Source organism: Duncaniella sp. (assembly GCF_029056165.1).
Taxonomy (GTDB): Bacteria; Bacteroidota; Bacteroidia; order Bacteroidales; family Muribaculaceae; genus Duncaniella.
Window position 1 is genome coordinate 42400 of record NZ_JAIDBW010000008.1, and the last position, 19997, is coordinate 62396.

Sequence of the window (19997 nt, forward strand, 5' to 3'; positions counted from 1 at the left end):
AATTTCTGAAATCCATAAAAAAGTGCTACATTTGTAACATATCTTTCCGAGAATACACATAAATTTATATAAAATTAAATACCAAATGCTTGCTAAACGCATCATCCCATGTCTTGACGTCAAGGATGGCCGTACTGTCAAAGGGATTAATTTCAAAGGTCTCACAGATGTCGGAGATCCTGTGGAACTTGGAGCACGATATGCCGCAGAGGGTACGGACGAACTCGTGTTTCTCGATATCAGTGCGACGCTTGAGGGGCGCAATACCTTCGCTCAACTTGTCGGGCGCATAGCCGACAGGCTCAACATTCCATTCACTGTCGGCGGAGGCATATCATCACTCGAAGATGCCTCACGTCTCCTCGATGCCGGAGCTGACAAGATAACAATCAACTCGGCCGCTGTCCGCCGTCCAGAACTCATCTCGGAAATAGCCAATCGCTACGGCAGTCAGTTTGTGGTCGTGGCTATCGATGCCCGGCTCTCCGATGATGACGGTATATGGCATGTCACTACCCATGGCGGCAACCGAATGAGCGAACGCGAACTCTTCTCATGGGCCCGTGAGGCCGAACACATGGGTGCAGGTGAGATCATGTTTACTTCAATGAACCATGACGGCACGCGCTCAGGCTATCCCTGCGACGTCTTCGCTCGCCTTGCCTCCGAGGTGAGCATACCCATCATCGCCTCAGGTGGTGCAGGATCAGTCGCCGATATCGCCGATGTGCTTACACTCGGCAAAGCGGATGCCGCTCTCGCAGCCTCGATATTCCACTACGGCGAAATATCCATCTCTGACCTCAAACACGAACTTCACTCACGAAATATCCCTGTAAGACTATGACTTTTGATGATTTCAATCTCGATAAATGTGCCGACGGACTCCTGCCTGTCATCATTCAGGATTCGGTGACACTCCGCGTCCTCATGCTCGGCTACATGAACCGCGAAGCTTTCGATCTCACCTGCTCCACCGGACATGTCACTTTCTACTCGCGCACGCGTTCATGCCTGTGGACCAAAGGCGAGACGAGCGGTCACTTCCTTGATGTGGTCGATATGTATGCCGACTGTGACGGTGACACCTTATTAATAAAGGCAGTGCCTCACGGGCCCACCTGTCATCGCGGGACGGTGTCATGTTTCGACACTCCGGCCGAGGATGGTTTTATCCGATCGCTTTCCGCCCTCATAAATCGCCGTCATGCCGAAATGCCGGAGGATAGCTACACCACACGTCTCTTCATAAAAGGTGTCAAGAAGATCGCACAGAAAGTCGGCGAGGAAGCTGTTGAGTCTGTCGTTGAGGCGGTAGATGGAAATCGCGACCGCTTCTCCTACGAGGCTTGTGACCTAATCTATCATCTCCTCGTACTCGTGGAACAGATGGGTCTCACGCTGCCGGATCTCGAAAAAGAACTCCTCCGCCGACACTCCTGAAATCGGAATAGAGTCCTCATAGAAATATAATCAGACATGTTGCAGGGTCTGCGCCCGTTGTGCAAACCGGAATTTAAACTTTAGTGATAACTGATAGATTATCATGTAGAATTTCCGGCGGCATCAGCGCAGGCCCTTCAAAAATGATCACACTTACTCATCTCACTGTATCACGATGGAGAAAAAAATCAAAAAACTCCACACAAATAGGCTGAAATGGGAAACCGGATCATTGAAATAATGCGATCTAACGTAAATGATTCAATATAATGTTTTTCAGATAAGAAATCGGGTTAAAAGGTTAGTAATCGGGTGAATTAATGTAATGCTTAAAAAAGTGCTATGCAGATGGCGGGGACATGAAATAAGGCTTGCATTGCTACTGCAAAGGTAGTAGCCGCAAGCCTTAAAAATGATGCGATAATGAAATCTTATTGCACTTTTTTCGTATAGGGTTGTAACATTCGTTATTAAACGCCCTCTTATTTCCTGTTCAGATATTCATGTATGCCCTGCGCGGCCTTTCGCCCGGAAGCTATACAGCGGACAACGAGTGACGCACCTGTCGAGACATCTCCGGCAGCGAATACCTTTGGATTGCTTGACTGGCCTGATTCGTTGACCTTAACATTACCGCGCTGGTCTTTTTCGAGTCCAAGTACATCGATCACACCCTCGGCAACCGGCTGAGTGAATCCCATTGCGAGAAGTACGAGTTCTGCCTTGATGATTTCCTTCCGGCCTGTATGGACAAGGTTCATGCGTCCGGTTCCCTCATCCTTAACCCATTCCACTTCCTCAACTTCAACCTCGCTGACGCGACCGTCAGAATCGGGAATGAAACGACGCGTGTCGAGCAACCAGCGGCGGTCACATCCTTCGAGATGACTGCTCGAAGTTTTAAGCACCACAGGCCAGTATGGCCAAGGAGTAGCCGGGTTATCCCCTACCGGCGGCTTCGGCATTATCTCGATCTGCGTGACCGATAGCGCACCCTGACGGTGAGCAGTACCGACACAGTCGCTTCCGGTGTCACCGCCACCGATCACAAGCACATTCTTACCCTTGGCCGAGATACGATCCTGACGGCTCACCTCCGTACCGGCATTGACACGGTTCTGTTGCTGAAGTAATTCGAGAGCGAAATGCACGCCCTTCAAGTCACGGCCATCAACGGCAAGATCACGAGGTACTTCCGCACCCATAGCCAGACAGACAGCATCAAACTCACCGAGCAGATCCTCAGCCGAAACATCGCTCCCGACCTTAACTCCACATCGGAACTCAATACCTTCCTCCTTGAGCAGATCAAGTCTGCGGTCGATCACACTCTTGTTGAGTTTGAAATCGGGTATGCCGAAACGCAGCAGGCCGCCGGGTGCTTCGTTTTTCTCAAACACCGTGACGCTATGCCCGCGACGGTTAAGCTGATTGGCACAGGCAAGTCCGGCAGGGCCTGAACCGATAACAGCCACACGGAAACCGCTACGTTTCTTAGGCGGACAGGCGGTGACATAGCCCTCGCTAAACGCACGTTCGACAATGGCTGCTTCGTTCTCACGTATGGTCACGGGTTCATGCTGTTTGTTGAGCACACATCCTTTCTCGCAGAGCGCGGGACAGACACGACCGGTAAATTCCGGAAAATCGTCCGTCATCGTGAGCAGTTGATAAGCACCTTTTATATCATTTTTATAGAGACGGTCCTGCCATTCAGGCTGACGGTTGCCGAGGGGGCAACTCCAGTGGCAGAAAGGCACGCCACACTCCATGCAGCGCGAAGCCTGCAGGCGGCGATCCTCGGAATTGAGGGTCTGTTCGACCTCACCGTAATCGTTGACGCGGTCATGGACGGGACGGTAGCCCGCTTCCTTGCGCGGTATATTCAGAAATGCTGTGGGATTTCCCATATTTGCGAACTTTAATCGTTTAATTTTTGAACCTGAATTTTAATCAACCTGCATTGATGCTATGCGGCGTTCGAGACGTGCCACCTTTTCATCATGGAGCACCTTTTTGTACTCGATCGGAATCACCTTTATGAACTGACCGACATAGTTATCCCAATCATCGAGCATAGCACCCGCAAGCGGACTATGGGTATAGCGGAAATGATTGCCGATCAGACGATAAAGCTCGCGGTTGTCAGCCATCTCCTCGATCAGCGACAACTCAACCATCTCCATATTGCAGAAGTAATCGAAATCACCGTCCGGATTCCAGACGTAAGCGATACCACCGCTCATACCGGCGGCGAAATTTCGGCCGGTAGTGCCGAGCACCACCGTACGGCCACCCGTCATATACTCGCAGCAGTGATCGCCGACGCCCTCCACCACAGCAGTGGCACCGGAATTGCGGACACAGAAACGTTCGCCCACACGGCCATTGATGTAGATCTCTCCTGCAGTAGCCCCATAGAGGATGGTGTTTCCGGCAATGATATTGGCTTCAGGAGCGAAAGTAGATCCGGCAGGAGGCACAATCACGATCTTACCGCCGGAAAGACCTTTACCCACATAGTCATTGGCATCACCTTCGAGACGGAAACTTATGCCGTGGGCGAGGAATGCACCGAAACTCTGTCCTGCCGCTCCCTTGAACGTACAATTGATCGTATTCTCAGGCAAGCCCTTATCTCCGAACTTTTTGGCTATCACACCTGACAGCATCGCACCGACAGATCGGTCAGTATTGCAGATGGTGAAGTCAAGTTCGACAGGCATTACTGATTCAATTGCCGGATATGCACGGCTTATAATCTCGCGGTCAAGCACATGATCTATGTCGTGCTTCTGTGTGGTGACATTGATCACAGCGTTAGTCTCGGCCTCGGCCGGGATATGGAGCAGACGGCTGAAATCCAATCCTGCGGTCTTGGTTTTATCCATACCGCTCTTTATGAAAAGAAGATCCGGACGACCGATGATGTCGTCGAGTTTCCTTACTCCCATTTCCGCCATTGTCTCACGGATTTCACGTGCAAGGAAACGGAAGAAGTTGACCACATATTCCGAACGGCCAGCAAATCGTTTGCGCAATTCCTCGTTCTGCGTAGCCACACCAACGGGACATGTGTTCTTGTGACACTTGCGCATCATCACACATCCGAGCACTATGAGGGTACTCGTTGCAAAACCGAATTCCTCAGCACCGAGCATTGCGAGGATGATCACGTCGCGCGCAGTCTTGAGCTGACCGTCGGCCTGAAGTTTCACTTGCCCGCGAAGATTGTTGATGACGAGAGTCTGCTGTGTCTCCGACAGGCCGATCTCAACCGGGACACCGGCATAGCGGATCGAGCTTGCGGGCGACGCACCTGTGCCGCCATCACTGCCGCTTATTGTGATCAGATCGCTTTTGGCTTTCGCCACGCCCGCCGCGATAGTACCCACTCCACTTTCCGAAACGAGTTTAACGCTGACTTTAGCCGCAGGATTGACATTTTTGAGATCAAATATCAGCTGTGCGAGATCCTCGATTGAATAGATGTCGTGATGCGGAGGAGGTGAGATAAGAGAGATTCCGGGTATTGAATGACGTGTCTTGGCAATAATCTTATCCACCTTGAATCCCGGAAGCTGTCCACCCTCACCCGGCTTTGCACCCTGTGCAACCTTAATCTGTATTTCATCGGCATTCACAAGATACTCCGTTGTCACGCCGAAACGTCCGGACGCCACCTGCTTAATGGCCGAACGGACAGAAGATCCGTCGGGACGCACGGCAAAACGTTCGGGATCCTCACCACCCTCACCCGTGTTGCTGCGCGCACCGATAGCATTCATGGCCATAGCCAGTGCCTCGTGAGCCTCACGGCTGATCGAACCGAACGACATCGCACCAGTGACGAAACGTCGCATGATAGCCTCCTCCGGCTCTACTTCCTCAACGGGAATCGGTTCTCCTTTACGGAAGTCAAGAAAATCGCGGATGAAAATGGGACGGGGTTTATTATCGACAAGCGAGGTGTATTCCTTGAATTTCTTGTAGCTTCCGAGACGGGTGGCAAGCTGGAGAGTCGATATTGTTTCAGGATTCCATGCATGTGACTCTCCATCTTTGCGGAAGGAATATTGACCGATGAACGGAAGCGGAGCTTCAGTGTCAAAATCATCGTCGAAAGCCTGTGCATGAGGAGCGAGTATGTCAGCTGTAAGCTGCTGGATATCGACTCCACCGATCTTGCTGACGGTATTTCCGAAGTATTCTCGACACAAAGAATCAGAAAGTCCGACAGCCTCGAAAAGTTGCGCTCCCTTGTAGCTCGTAAGCGTGGATATACCCATCTTGGACATCACTTTCAGCAATCCCTTGTCGATAGCCTTGATATAATTCTTAGAAGCCGTATCGAAATCAAGCTGTATCTCATGACGTTTCACAAGATCCTCTATGACCGCGAATGCAAGATAAGGATTTATCGCACTTGCACCGTAACCTGTAAGTAGAGCGAAATGCATTACCTCGCGGGCATCGGCAGTCTCTATGATGAGTGCGGTCTGCGTGCGCTTCTTGCAATCGATGAGATGATGATGGACTGCTGCCGTGGCCAGCAACGAAGGTATAGGCGCATTGTCGGCATCGACATCACGATCCGAAAGCACGACATAGTTGCAACCTTCGTCAACTGCCTGTTCAGCTTCACGGCAAAGGCGTTCGATAGCCTTGACGAGTCCTTCATGGCCTTCCGACGCCGGGAATGTCATGGATAGTTTACGGGTGTTGAATCCTTTGTAACGCAGATTGCAGAGAAGGTCAAGCTCCCGGTTGGTGATTATGGGGCGTTTCAGCAACACCATCTTGCAGAGTTCGGGTGAAGGATCAAGGAGATTGAGTTTCACTGCTCCGATGTAACTGTCGAGACTCATCACCAGTTCCTCACGCAGAGGATCGATGGCAGGATTTGTCACCTGCGCGAAGTGCTGTCTGAAATAATTGAAAAGCAGTTGGGGTTCTTCGGAAAGCACAGCGATAGGAGTATCCTTACCCATCGAATTGACGGGTTCTTTTCCGTCAGTGACCATCGGAGTCATAATCTGTTCCACTTCCTCACGGTTATAGAGGAAGGTATGGAGAAGACGGCTGAGATCTTTCACACTGTTTTCCACCTTTCGACCCGAACTGATGTTGTCAAGGCTGATACGGTTGCGTGAAAGCCAGTCACGATAAGGAAATTCGCTGGCGAGAGCTTCTTTCAGCTCTGCATCCTGATAGATTTTTCCCTCCTCCATATCGATCATCATCATCTTGCCGGGGCGCAGACGGCCTTTCTCCTTGACCTCGGAGGCATCAAAAGGAAGCACACCCATTTCTGACGCAAGAACGACGGTATCATTCTTTGTTATCAGATATCTTGCCGGACGCAGACCGTTGCGGTCAAGCATACCTCCGGCATAACGGCCATCGCTGAAAAGCAGGGCTGCCGGACCGTCCCATGCCTCCATGAGAATGGAGTTGTATTCATAAAACGCCTTCAGTTCAGGTGAAATCGGATTCTTGTCGTTGAACGATTCCGGAATAAGCATTGACAGTGCCCTCGGCAGACTCATGCCCGACATTACGAAAAACTCAAGCACATTGTCGAGTGATGCCGAGTCGCTCATTCCGGGCTGCACTATAGGAGTCATGTCCCTGTCGCCGAAAGCTTCCGGACGGAGCATACATTCACGGGCTTTCATCCACAGGCGGTTACCCTGAATGGTATTGATCTCGCCATTGTGTCCGAGCATACGGAACGGTTGTGCCAATGACCACGTAGGGAAAGTATTGGTGCTGAAACGTGAATGCACGAGAGCCATTGCCGTGGTGAATCGCGGATTCATCAGATCGGGGAAATAGTAGCGCAACTGGAGGCTCGAAAGCATACCTTTATATATAATGATGCGCGATGACAGGGAGACAATGTAGAAATCATCCTTTCCGTCAAGCGAGAGCGAACGCACTTTCTTTTCTACCGCCTTACGCAAGAGATAGAGCCTCATCTCTACCGGATCATCACTCTCCTCGTCGGAAACAAAGATCTGCTTGATGACCGGCTCGGCCGCACGCGCCACCGATCCAAGCTGCTCGTTGTTGACCGGCACATCGCGGACGGCAATCAGTTTGAGACCGAGCTCTATGGCCTCGCGCTCTATGATGCCGAGAATTATCTGTATGGTATCCTCGTTGCGCGGGAAGAACACGAGTCCCGTGCCATATCGACCCTTTTCAGGAACAGGGATTCCCTGAAGCAGGATAAATTCATGTGGAATCTGCACCATTATACCGGCACCGTCGCCGGTCTTAGGATCAGCACCCTCCGCACCGCGATGGACCATGTGTTCGAGTACTTGCAGACCTTTCTCCACAAGATGGTGCGACTTGATGTTACGCACATTTACCAGTAAGCCCACGCCGCATGCATCATGCTCGAAACGCGGGTCATAGAGACCTTGTTGTGTTGGTGTTGACTTTTGCATTTATCTATATAGCTGATCTGTTTAATAATCTATTTTATGCCTCTCTGATCAGATTCAGGCGGCTCTCCAAGCCACACGGCACGCTGCAATTTCAAACATATTTTCCATATTCGGGAGCCGCCTGTGATCTGACAGATATTTCGTGGATTTTTTAGTTTTCTTCCGTTCCCTTGAACCAGTCACTCTCGGTGGGAACGACTGAACTTGTCTCGCTTCCGTATGCCTCACCGTGCTGCGATGAATCGAGTCCTACCTGCTCGTTCCAGCCGGACACACGCATGGGGATTATCTTATCAGTGATCCAGTAAAGGAGATAACTCATAACGAAGGTATAGACAAACACTATCAGAAGCACAAGTATATGATTCCAGAAAAATTCACCGCGCGAGATCATCCCTGTCTCCGTGCGCGCAAAGAAATCATAGGCAAATATACCGGTCAGTACCGTCCCTATGATACCACCGAGGCCGTGGGTCGGGAAAACGTCAAGGGCATCATCAAGAAGATTGCTGTAACCTTTCCATGACGTGGCTACATTGCAACAAACGGTTATGAAAAGAGCTATGAATATACTCTGCCCCACTGTCACCCAACCGGCACACGGCGTAATGGCCACAAGTCCGACAACAGCTCCGACCGCAGCCCCCATGGCCGACGGCTTGTGACCGCGTACTGCATCGAGAGCTATCCATGCCACCATCGCGGTTGCCGCCGCAGTGTTAGTGTTGAGGAAAGCCGACACCGCAATGCCGTCAGCTGCAAGTGAACTTCCGCCGTTGAAGCCAAACCATCCGAGCCATAGAAGAGCCGCACCGAGAAGCACGAAAGGCACATTGGCCGGCTTATCGCTCTCACCCTTGACCTTACGACGGCGACCGAGGAACATAGCACCCGCAAGCGCGGCAATACCGGAAGCCGCATGAACCACTATACCACCGGCATAATCATGGACGTGCATCATACCAAACAATCCTTCGGGATGCCATGTGCAGTGTGCAAGTGGACAATAGACAATCACCGTCCATAGCACCATGAACATAAGGTAACCGGAGAAATGGACGCGTTCAGCAAATGCACCGGTTATAAGAGAGGGAGTGATGATGGCAAACTTCATCTGAAACAACGCAAAAAGCGCAAGCGGAATTGTGGTCACCGCAATCCCGATCTGCGAAAGGCCCTCTTTGCCCGTAACATTATCCACTCCGACATTCTTCATCATGAAAAAGTCCGCAGGATTTCCGATCACATGGCCGATATCGTCACCGAATGCAAGACTGAAACCAAACACCACCCATATCACACTCACAAACCCCATGACGATAAAACTCTGAAGCATGGTCGAGATGACATTTTTCGGCCGGACCATACCTCCGTAGAAAAACGAAAGTCCCGGAGTCATCATAAGCACAAAGATCGTGGCCGTGATCATCCATGCTACATTAGCCCAGAGATGATCCCCTGCCAGATCAAACAACGAGTCGGAAAACTCTGTGGTAAGACCTATGATACTCACGACAATCATAGCCGCAAGCACCGTCAGCCATCCTACCTTGACTCTTTTACCTTTTAAAACCATACCTAATCAGATTTTATATTATTGATTCAAAATTGAAATCGAAACCTAAACAATCTTAAAAAAATTTATTCGACTTCGCAAAAGTAGCAAATTGCTATATTCAAACCAAATTATTTGGCAAATTTCTTTATAAAATCACAAATTAAAAGTATTTTTCCAAATTATACTATCGCATTTCAGTCAATCATCAACCATATAGTCAATCATCAGGCGTACAAGCTATCGGTTAAAATCAACGAGACGTATTTCCAACATAAAAAATTCTTAATTCCAAACTCCCATATCCAATAAAACCTTAAATCGTTTGCATAATTTATCAAAATCTTCTACCTTTGAGCCAACTATTGTTTCATCTATTTGGTTTATCTGATAAACCCCGAAGCGTAATGGACGCAAATAATTTAGATTTCACAGATATAGCTCCCTACGACGATAGTCAGTTCAAGGAGATCATTGCAAAAATGGTGTCGGAACCCGGATTTGAACATGCTATCCGCTGGATTCTACCCGATATTGACTATCCGCAATTCATAGCCCTGCTCACGAGCTGCAATTCAAAGCGTGAGTTCCAGTCGCGTGTGATGCAAAATTTCCTCAACGAGCTCGAACGCAAGACAACGGCCGGTGTGACCGCTTCCGGAGTAATGAACGTGAAGCCCGACATGTCTTACACATTCATTACAAACCACCGCGATATAGTGCTCGATGCATCCTTCCTCAACCTTATCTTCCTGCGCAACGACATGAAGACATCCGAGGTGGCGATCGGCGACAATCTCCTGATCTATGAATGGATCACCGATCTTGTCAAACTCAACGGCAGTTTTATTGTAAAGCGCAATCTTCCTACCCGTCAAGCACTTGACGCAGCACGCGAATTATCAGGCTACATCCATCATGCCATCCGCAACAAGAAGGAAAGCATCTGGATAGCCCAGCGACAGGGTCGTGCAAAAGATTCGAGCGACCATACTCAGGAAAGTGTCCTAAAGATGCTCGGACTTGCCGGTGGAGGAACTCTGACCGAGAACCTCGCTGAGATCAATATCTTCCCTGCCGCAATATCCTACGAGTTTGATCCGAACGACTATCTGAAAGCCCGCGAGTATCTCCTACGCCATCGTGATCCCGACTTCAAGAAATCACAGCATGACGATCTTTTCTCCATGGAGACCGGTCTGATGCAATACAAAGGCCGTGTCCACATATCTTTCGCAAGCTGCATAACTCCGCTGATCTCTTCAATCCCTGCGGATACTGACAAACAGGAAACCATCCGTCAGATATGCCACCATATCGACTGCGGCATACACGGAGGCTACAAGATCTATCCCATAAACTATGTGGCATACGATTTCGCGTTCGATTCAGACATGTATCGTGAACGCTACGATGACGAAGAGATGAAGAGAGTGCAGGAATATATCGAAGGTCAGCTTGACAAGGTCGATATCCCTGACGTCACCACTCAGGAGCGCAGTTTCATGCGTACATACATGTATATGATGTATGCGAATCCACTGCGCAATAAACTACTTGCCTCAGGTTGTTGTTAGAATTGACAGAAAGATTATATTCACAGAATAAATCTTACAAAAAACTGTATTCCCATTAAACAAAAACAACTACCGTCATGCGCCTGCCACTCCTTCCGTTATTTGTATTTCTCTTTGTAAACATAGCTGTCGATACCTATATTTATAAAGCACTGAAACACAGATGCCGTCAATTGTGGCCAAGCCGTGTGCAATTATGGAGTGCGATCCTCCTCTTTCTGCTTATCCTGACAGTCATCTGCATGCCGAAACGCAATTGTGCGCCTTCAGTGCTCTTGGCTACTATGTGGATGCTTTTCACATATATATCAGTCTATGTTTCGAAATACATATTCGTAATAATAGATCTTATTGCAAAAATCCCGGTACTGTTCCGGCGGAAACGTCTTAAATGGCTTTCCACGACGGGTGCAGTGGCGGGATTTGCCGTATTCTTCACCTTGTGGTGGGGTGCGCTCATAAATCGTTTCGCCATTGATGTGAAAGAGGTGACCGTTGAAATCCCCGGACTTCCCAAGGCATTTGACGGCTACCGCATAGCGCAGTTCTCCGATATGCACGTCGGGACATTCGGTTCTGATACGACCTTCGTTGCGAAATTCGTTGACCGCATCAACTCCCTCCATCCCGACCTCATCGTGTTCACCGGTGACATAGTCAACTCCAAAACTGATGAACTCCCGCCACATACGAGCCCGTTCTCCCGCCTTACCGCTCCTGACGGAATATATTCGATCCTCGGCAACCATGACTACGGTGATTATTCCAACTGGCCGTCGGCCGCTGCGAAGCAGGCGAATCTCGACCGTCTGAAAGATCTGCAGAAATCAATGGGATGGCGTCTGCTGCTCAACGAGACAGAAATGCTGCGTCAGGGCAATGACTCCGTGGCACTGATAGGTGTGGAAAATATCGGTGATCCCCCTTTCAAGGTCTATGGCTCACTCATCAAAGCCTATCCGCAATTATCGGACAGCGTCACTAAAATTCTTCTCACGCACAATCCCGCCCACTGGGTCGATTCGATTGCCGACCATCCGTCGCAACGCGTGGCCCTCTCGCTCTCAGGCCACACACACGCCATGCAGATAGAGATGCTCGGATGGTCACCGGCAAAGTACCGTTATCCGACATGGGGAGGATTATACAAAGACTCGGACAATCAACATCAATTATATGTCAATATCGGCGGCGGAACCGTCGGGTTTCCGGCACGCATAGGTGCAACCCCCGAAATTACACTCATAACACTAAAAAGCACTAATTAATACAATTAATGGCAAACGTTCACGCCAACGTAATCACTGCTGAACTTGGCACATATCTGCGCAAACATGTGGCTGCCTGTCTTCGTCTGCTTGACGAAGGTGCCACTGTCCCCTTTATTTCACGTTACCGCAAGGAAGCAACCGGCGGAATGGATGAAGTCACAGTCCATGCCATACAGACGCGCCATCAGGAACTTACAGAACTTGACAAACGCAAGGAATATATAATGGATGTCATCCGGGAACGCGATCTGCTTACTCCCGAACTTCAGGAACGCATCACCGAGACACTTGATCCGGTCGTGCTTGAAGATATCTATCTTCCTTACAAACCTAAACGCAACACCCGCGCACAGGCGGCGCGCAATATAGGTCTCGAACCTCTCGCACGTATGATCATGGCCCAGAACTCCTCGGATATAGAGGGACAGGCACGCAAGTTTGCCAAGGATGCGGGAAGCATCAGTCAGGCCATCGCCGGCGCGGCGGACATCATTGCCGAATGGGTCAGCGAAAGCGAGAAAGCGCGCAATCTCGTGCGCTCACGCTATCAGCGTTCGGCAACCATTCGCTCGAAAGTCGTTCCGGGCAAGGAAGATGAAGGCCGGAATTATCAGAATTATTTCGATTTCTCCGAACCCCTACGTCTGTGCAACTCTCACCGCTATCTCGCCATCCGACGCGGAGAGGAAGAAGGGGTGCTGAAAGTAGCCATTACGATTGATGATGATGAGATGATAGACCGTCTCAGCCGTATGTTCGTGAAATCGACAGCTACTCCGGAGTCTGCCGCTGTTGTAAAGACTGCTGTCAAGGACGGCTATCGCCGCCTGATGCGTCCATCAATCGAGAATGAAATCGCCTCGGCAACGAAAGAAAAAAGCGACAATGGAGCGATCCAGATGTTTGCTGACAATGTACGCCAGCTTCTCATGTCAGCTCCTCTCGGACGCAAACGGGTGCTTGCCATTGATCCCGGATTCCGCACCGGTTGCAAACTCGTGATCCTTGACGAGCAGGGCAATCTCCTCCAGCACGACGTGATCTACCCCACTCCACCCGCAAATGACTTCGTTGGCTCGGCGGATGCCATCTGCTTCTATGTGGATCGCTACCGCATCGATGCCATAGCTATCGGAAACGGTACAGCCGGACGCGAGACCGAACGCTTCATCCGCGACGTCATGCTCCCCCGCAAGGTACAGATATTCATGGTCAATGAAAACGGAGCGTCGATCTACTCGGCGTCAGAAGTTGCACGTGAGGAATTCCCGAATGAAGATGTGACTGTACGTGGAGCTGTCTCCATAGGCCGTCGTCTTCTCGACCCGCTTGCCGAATTCGTCAAAATAGATCCCAAGTCAATCGGTGTCGGACAGTATCAGCATGCCGTAAATCAGGCCAAGCTCAAGGAAGCTCTTGACTATGTGGTGGAAAGCTGTGTCAACTCTGTCGGAGTCAACATCAATACAGCCTCTAAGCAATTGCTGTCCTACGTCTCCGGTATCGGCCCGGCACTTGCCGCCAATATAGTGAAATATCGAGCTGAAAACGGCGACTTCACCACACGCACTCAGTTGCTCGACGTTCCGCGCATGGGTGAAAAGGCATTTCAGCAGTGTGCCGGCTTCCTGCGTATCCCCGGCAGCAAGAATCCACTCGACAATACAGCCGTGCATCCCGAACGCTATGCGCTTGTCGAACAGATAGCAGCCGACGCTAAGGCCGATATCGGCCGTCTGACACGTGACCGCAATCTCCTCCATAGCATCGAACTTGATAAATATGTGACCAAGGAAGTAGGTCTCCCTACCCTCACCGACATAATCCTTGAACTTGAGAAACCGGGTCGTGATCCACGCGAAACAGCCGAGGAAGTACCTTACGACGATGCCGTGCGTAAGATCGACGATCTCCATATCGGACAGGAACTCACGGGAAAAGTCAATAACATAACCGCCTTCGGTGTATTCGTGGATCTCGGTATGAAGGAAAACGGCCTGATACACATCTCTCAGTTAAGCGAACGATTCATCTCGTCGCCGGCAGACGTGGTCAGCATAGGTCAGAATGTACGCGTCCGTGTGATGGACATTGATATTCCGCGTGGGCGAATCGCGCTCACCATGAAAGGTGTAAATCAGTAAAAACCATTTTACTCAATATATGGACAGGCAACACTCCTGCACGATCGGCCTAGGAAGCAATAGCCCCGACCGCGAATATCAGATAACGCGGGCCATTGAGCATATCTGCGGATCACTGAACAAATGTTCGGTCTCATCCGTCTATGAAACGGAAGCAATCAACGGTAAGGACAAACCGTATCTGAATGCCGTGATCCTCGGTTTCACTCCACATGACTATGATGCCACCGTAAGTTTCCTGAAAGAATGGGAAGCAGAATGCGGACGGACAGAGATCGGCAACATGGAAGGAATCATACCGATTGATCTCGATGTAGTTATCTGGGATGAGCATATCAAGCGTCCGAGAGACTTCGAACGTAATTATTTCAATCTCGGTTACCGCGAACTTCTTTCAAAAGGAGCTTACGAAACACACTGAGAATCCCGTACTACAAACAATACATTAATCTATCAAACCGACGCTCTCCGTTCGCCAGACGAACGGGGAGCGTCTGAGTGAACGCACATTCCGACCCGCTTCAGACAGTTCGCTGAAATAGCGATCGTGACGGCGGGTATTCATATCGGCGGAGAGAAGTATCGAATCCACATCAAGCTTTTCTGCCAAAGCATTTATATCACCTCTGAATCCTGAACAGATCACCGCATAATCCAGATGGACTCCCGAATCGGAGCGATAACCACTCCCCTCATCGCTTTCGGAGATCTGGCGGGCATCATGTATAAGGGCGTAACGTCTGCCACAGACTTCAAGAGACTCCACAGCATGGCGGGCCGGCGTGATGACATGGATCGAATCAATACCGCGTGAAAGCATGTAGCGGGCATATTTACGCCTGTATTCTGCACACAATTCACCATGAGTCCGTTCAGGAGCAGAGGTAACGACATGGAGTGTGCCACCATCCCTGACCATAATGGATGTGTGGTGTTTTGAACGTGGGATATATACTTCAACCGTTTCATACGGCCTCTCAGACGCAATGACAGTTACAAATGTGAATGCCAGACACAGCAATGAAGCTGTCATATAAACAATTCTACGTCTGTAGAACCACAATGCCAACGGTATCAGCGTGACGAACCACGCAAGGAGTGTGGGCACGGACACATCCACATCCTTTACGGCAGTCCATGAAAAAGATCCGAACCATGCAGCCGAACCTTGGAGCAGGCTGAATAGCCAGTCAACCATTCCCGCTAAGAATGGAACGGTAAGTCCGACGAGACTGAAAAGAGTGATGACCACGCCTCCGGCAAGGACAAATGGCATGAGAAGCGCGGCAACGAAATTGACCGGAAGGAACACAAGAGGAAACACATTGAAATAATACGCGCTCACGACTGCTGTCCCCATCATTGCAGCCAACGTCACGGCAGGATAAGCAGCAATCCCGTGGAGGAGTGTCTGACGTTGCGGAAACGGATTGAAAGGTTCGGCAAACAACAGGATGGACCCGACTGCTAAAAACGACAACTGAAATCCGATGGAATACAGTGAATTGGGATCACAGACAAGTATAATCAAGGCTGCAACACAAAGCGAATTGAAAGGCGAACGCTGACGTTGTAGCGAGTAAGCGATAAAAAACAGCGTCACCATCAGCACCGAACGCACCACAGAAGGACCAAGACCTGTCATAATAGCAAAAAGCCACAGAAGCGTGACCACCACAACACCGCGCAGGATGCGTCCGCGTCTCACTAAGGCAAGCGGAAAAAGCAGGACTGAAATCAATCCGGCAATTATGGCCACATGCAATCCGCTCAATGCAAGCAGATGTGAAAGACCGGTGGTAGAGAAAAGCTCCTGCATATCGGGAGTGAGCATTGAGCGGTCCCCTGTAAGCACGGCATTGAGGAATTCCTTACATCCGTCGGAAACCGGCAGATCTACTATAGCAAGAGTGACATCTGTACGGAAACGACGGATGACATTCATCATTCCCAGCTCTAATCCTGAAACGTTCAGACTGTCAGGCCGCACGAATGTCTGCCCTACCACACCCATCAGTCGCAATGGTCTGTCGTAATCAGTCTCACCCGGCAAGTCAGGTTCAAAAGCAAGAGGAGAAACAGATGCGGTAAAATCTATTCTGTCCCTCTCCTCAACGGATGGCAATGATGAGGGCGTCGTCAGCTTGACGAGAAAAGGACGACACATCTTTCCAATACACGAATCTACCTTAACCACCATTACCTGTGACGGATCAAAGTGCCGTATCTCCATCACCACTCCTGAATAATCCAGTTCACGACCTTCTATCCCCTCAGGAAAAGGAGCAGGTTCGTTTGCAGCACTGACAGCATAGCCAAGAAGAATTCCGCAGCACATCAGTCCGGCATACGGCTTTCGGATCATAAAGAATCCTCCACTAACTATACCTAAAAGTAAAGTCAACCACAATTCAGCCCATCCACAATCATGGAGGAGAATACCGATGATAAAGACAACGGTAAATGGGAGCAATGGGACTGAATGAAACCGCATAATCGGTAAATAAAAACCACACACGCACCACTGCGATGACAGAAGAACGTGTGTGGATAAAGGCGTAAAAATGAATGTTATGGCATAATGATTTCAGCCGGATTCTCAATGAGAACCGGTGACTTTCCGAGCAGCCTGAACAGATCGGCATTGGATATGGCGATGAATCCGCAGGGATCACCGTCAGTAAGCACGATTTTGTCACGCGCAGCAACATCTCGATCCATCACGAATGTCACCTCGGAGGCCTCATCCCTAAGCAGTCCGAAAGGAGTGGCCGCACCATGAGCAGTTCCGAGGATAGCCAACATCAGTTCCTCATCCGCGAATGAGACTCTTGGTATCTGCAATGATGCGCCGAATTCTTTCGTAATGAACGGCTTCCTTGCATGAGTCACATAAAGCCAGAATTTGTTTTTCTGACGGTTAGTCAGCAGTATGGTCTTGACAGTGTCGATACCGAAAGCCCTATCGATGTTCAGACAGTCATCCATCGATACACCGAGATCGCTTTCGATTCTTGTATAATCAATCCCGGCTCTATCAAGCGATTCATAAATAAGCCTCTGAGTATCGGTCTTGAACACGGCAGGTGCGCCTGTCATGACCTCGCTTGTATAGAAAGTCTTATTATTGTCCATTGTTTCAAATACAAATTTCCTCTTCAGGGAGTGGAATGTAACTCACACCAAACCTCCCTGCACGTAACAAAATTATCTATTTAGGAATTCCAGATATTCCACGATTCGAAAGCCTGCAGAAGCAGCATTTCAAGACCGTTCTTGACCTCTGCACCGTTGGCACGCGACTTTTTCATGAAAGTAGTGACGTCGGGGTTATAGATCAGATCATAGCAGAGATGTTCAGGTGTGAGAAGATCGTATGGAATATCCGGACAACGATCCACATTGGGATACATGCCGAGAGGTGTACAGTTGACTATCACTTTGTGCGAAGCCATCACCTCAGGTGTGAGATCGGCATAGGAGAGCTGGCCGTCAGCAGGAGTACGCGAGACATAGACCGGCTCTACTCCGAGATTTATAAGCGCACGGTTGACGGCTTTTGATGCTCCTCCCGTACCGAGAATGAGAGCGCGGTTACGCTTGGCGTTGATAAGCGGAGCAATGGAATTCTGGAATCCCATGGCATCACTGTTGAATCCTTTAAGACGTATGTCTCCGTTCTTGCCACGGATTATCTTTATCACATTAACAGCTCCGATGAGAGCCGCCTCGTCATCCATTTCATCCATGTAAGGGATGACCTGCTCCTTGTACGGAATGGTGACATTGAGTCCGGCAAGATTCGGATTATCTGAAAGCACGTTCTTGAGAGCATCTATTTCGGGGATTGCAAAGTTCACGTATTCCGCATCAATATTCTCCGACTCAAACATATTATTGAAATAGTTCATCGAAAACGAATGCGTAAGGGGGAAACCGATAAGGCCATAGACCTTTTTATGAGGTACTGACATATTTGTTATGTATGTATTTTGGGGATGATATATAATTAAATTTCAGATCGTATGCAAAGATGCAAAGAATTTCTGATTCTCCTATGCCAATGTTTCACGAATGAAAGCCGCATGAGGGACAAGCAGAAACATGAGCCGCGGTCCCCGGAGCAAATAGACCGTGAAACGCGAGGTCGATCTCACGCCGAGCACATCGGTCCATTGTATCGTCTCCGGTGGAGGTAAACGCAGGGGAGCGGATTTAACGCGTGAATCCTTACCGGCAACCGGTAGCAGCATCCTGCTATCTTTATTGTTGCCGTCATCCTCCGTCTCCTGCGACTCCGGATTCAGATAGGTCAGTCGTATATACTCTCCGTCGGCAATCTCCACCTCTTTCCGTAGGACAGCCCGACGGGCTTCCGGGGTGAGCATATAATATGTATAGAGGAACGACATGAGCATCGGCACGACTATGAAAAGGAGCATCAGGGCCACGAGCAGCAGACGCTCGTCAAACACAAAGCCGAGCGCGGCACAAATAGCGATGGGCACGATAATGATCCATCCATAGCGCGGAAGCCATAGCGAAATCAGGACTGAGAGATAGTCACCGGAAGTCGTTGAGAACGGTCGAGTCTTTTTCAAGATGCTTAAATCTGATTATCAAAACTGTACTTTAACAGAAAAACATTGAAACAGACGAACGTGATCAGTCAATGAACCTACGGGTGAGATCACCGTAATTCTCGATACGGCGGTCACGCAGGAAGGGCCACCAGCGACGCACCTGCTCCGAACGCTTCATGTCAATATCGATTATAGCCATAGCCTCCTCGTTGTCTGAGGCAAGATACAGCAATTCGCCCTGCGGACCGGCCACGAAGCTTGAACCCCAGAACATGATGCCGTTCGTCGCACCGGAGGGATCAGGTTCATGTCCGACACGGTTGACCGTCACGACAGGAAGACCGTTGGCAACGGCATGTCCACGCTGAACAGTCATCCACGCCTCACGCTGACGCTGTTTCTCATCGTCAGTGTCGCTGCTCTCCCAACCTATGGCCGTCGGGTAGATGAGCACTTCAGCACCGTTCATGGCCATCAGACGTGCTGCCTCTGGATACCACTGATCCCAGCAGACAAGCACACCGAGACGACCGAGAGAGGTGTCGATCGGTTTGAAACCGAGATCACCGGGTGTAAAGTAGAATTTTTCGTAATATGCGGGATCATCAGGTATGTGCATTTTACGATATTTTCCATCCAACGATCCATCCTTATCAAAGACAAGTGAAGTGTTGTGATAAAGTCCTGCAGCACGGCGTTCGAACAACGAGGTCACGAGCACGACTCCTGCCTGACGCGCGGTGTCGGAGTAGAATTTTACGACTGACGAGTCAAGTGGTATCGCAAGATCAAAGTTATCCACGCTTTCAACCTGACAGAAGTAAAGCGAGTCATGAAGTTCCTGAAGCACTACCAGTTCCGCCCCATCAGACGCAAGGCGTATGATCTTTTCGCCGAGACGGCGACGGTTGTTTTCAATATCCGAAGTGTTGTGTTGCTGTATGATTCCTACTTTCATATATTCAG

At 49.8% G+C, this 19997-nt stretch carries 14 protein-coding genes; 6 read left to right on the plus strand and 8 right to left on the minus strand.

Annotated elements, in window-relative coordinates; genetic code table 11:
* Positions 1 to 85: 85 nt before the first annotated feature.
* Both hisF and hisIE read left to right on the plus strand, forming a co-directional pair.
* Complete coding sequence (gene hisF / locus K2G41_RS01385; RefSeq protein WP_300113357.1) at positions 86 to 847, plus strand: imidazole glycerol phosphate synthase subunit HisF; 762 nt, start codon at positions 86 to 88, stop codon at positions 845 to 847.
* Positions 844 to 1443, plus strand: a complete 600-nt coding sequence (gene hisIE, locus K2G41_RS01390) for a bifunctional phosphoribosyl-AMP cyclohydrolase/phosphoribosyl-ATP diphosphatase HisIE (protein ID WP_300113360.1) — start codon at positions 844 to 846, stop codon at positions 1441 to 1443. Before hisF ends, hisIE begins: the two co-directional genes overlap by 4 nt.
* 482 nt (positions 1444 to 1925) lie before the next feature.
* Here the strand turns inward: hisIE and K2G41_RS01395 are convergent, their stop codons facing one another.
* The 3 genes from K2G41_RS01395 to K2G41_RS01405 all read right to left on the minus strand — a co-directional run bounded on the left by K2G41_RS01395 (position 1926) and on the right by K2G41_RS01405 (position 9477).
* Positions 1926 to 3353, minus strand: a complete 1428-nt coding sequence (locus K2G41_RS01395; protein WP_300113363.1) for a glutamate synthase subunit beta — start codon at positions 3351 to 3353, stop codon at positions 1926 to 1928.
* Positions 3354 to 3392: 39 nt separating this feature from the next.
* The gene (gltB, locus tag K2G41_RS01400; RefSeq protein WP_300113367.1) at positions 3393 to 7901 is read right to left on the minus strand and encodes a glutamate synthase large subunit; all 4509 of its coding nucleotides are present in this window, start codon (positions 7899 to 7901) and stop codon (positions 3393 to 3395) included.
* A 151-nt stretch (positions 7902 to 8052) separates the two neighbouring features.
* Positions 8053 to 9477: an ammonium transporter gene (locus K2G41_RS01405; protein WP_300113370.1), complete on the minus strand. Its 1425-nt coding sequence runs from the start codon at positions 9475 to 9477 to the stop codon at positions 8053 to 8055.
* 386 nt (positions 9478 to 9863) lie between these two features.
* Here K2G41_RS01405 and K2G41_RS01410 point away from each other — a divergent pair, with 386 nt between their 5' ends.
* The 4 genes from K2G41_RS01410 to K2G41_RS01425 all read left to right on the plus strand — a co-directional run bounded on the left by K2G41_RS01410 (position 9864) and on the right by K2G41_RS01425 (position 14869).
* Positions 9864 to 11033: an acyltransferase gene (locus tag K2G41_RS01410; protein WP_300113373.1), complete on the plus strand. Its 1170-nt coding sequence runs from the start codon at positions 9864 to 9866 to the stop codon at positions 11031 to 11033.
* Positions 11034 to 11275: 242 nt separating this feature from the next.
* Positions 11276 to 12301, plus strand: coding sequence for a metallophosphoesterase (locus K2G41_RS01415; RefSeq protein ID WP_300113376.1), 1026 nt, complete (start codon positions 11276 to 11278; stop codon positions 12299 to 12301).
* 8 nt (positions 12302 to 12309) lie between these two features.
* Positions 12310 to 14448, plus strand: coding sequence for a Tex family protein (locus K2G41_RS01420; RefSeq protein WP_300113379.1), 2139 nt, complete (start codon positions 12310 to 12312; stop codon positions 14446 to 14448).
* 19 nt (positions 14449 to 14467) lie between these two features.
* Positions 14468 to 14869: a 2-amino-4-hydroxy-6-hydroxymethyldihydropteridine diphosphokinase gene (locus tag K2G41_RS01425; protein ID WP_300113382.1), complete on the plus strand. Its 402-nt coding sequence runs from the start codon at positions 14468 to 14470 to the stop codon at positions 14867 to 14869.
* A gap of 24 nt (positions 14870 to 14893) precedes the next feature.
* Here the strand turns inward: K2G41_RS01425 and K2G41_RS01430 are convergent, their stop codons facing one another.
* The 5 genes from K2G41_RS01430 to K2G41_RS01450 form a co-directional block, all read right to left on the minus strand.
* On the minus strand, positions 14894 to 16813 hold the full coding sequence (locus K2G41_RS01430; protein ID WP_300113385.1) for a ComEC/Rec2 family competence protein: 1920 nt from the start codon (positions 16811 to 16813) through the stop codon (positions 14894 to 14896).
* A gap of 206 nt (positions 16814 to 17019) precedes the next feature.
* Positions 17020 to 17583 (minus strand): YbaK/EbsC family protein, encoded by a 564-nt coding sequence (locus K2G41_RS01435; RefSeq protein ID WP_300113388.1) that lies wholly within the window; start codon positions 17581 to 17583, stop codon positions 17020 to 17022.
* An 80-nt stretch (positions 17584 to 17663) separates the two neighbouring features.
* Positions 17664 to 18422 (minus strand): shikimate dehydrogenase, encoded by a 759-nt coding sequence (locus tag K2G41_RS01440; RefSeq protein ID WP_300113391.1) that lies wholly within the window; start codon positions 18420 to 18422, stop codon positions 17664 to 17666.
* Between the two features lie 81 nt (positions 18423 to 18503).
* Entirely contained in the window at positions 18504 to 19049 is a 546-nt protein-coding gene (locus K2G41_RS01445) for a hypothetical protein (protein ID WP_300113394.1), read from the minus strand.
* Between the two features lie 64 nt (positions 19050 to 19113).
* Positions 19114 to 19989, minus strand: a complete 876-nt coding sequence (locus tag K2G41_RS01450; RefSeq protein WP_300113397.1) for a carbon-nitrogen hydrolase — start codon at positions 19987 to 19989, stop codon at positions 19114 to 19116.
* Between the last annotated feature and the right edge of the window lie 8 nt (positions 19990 to 19997).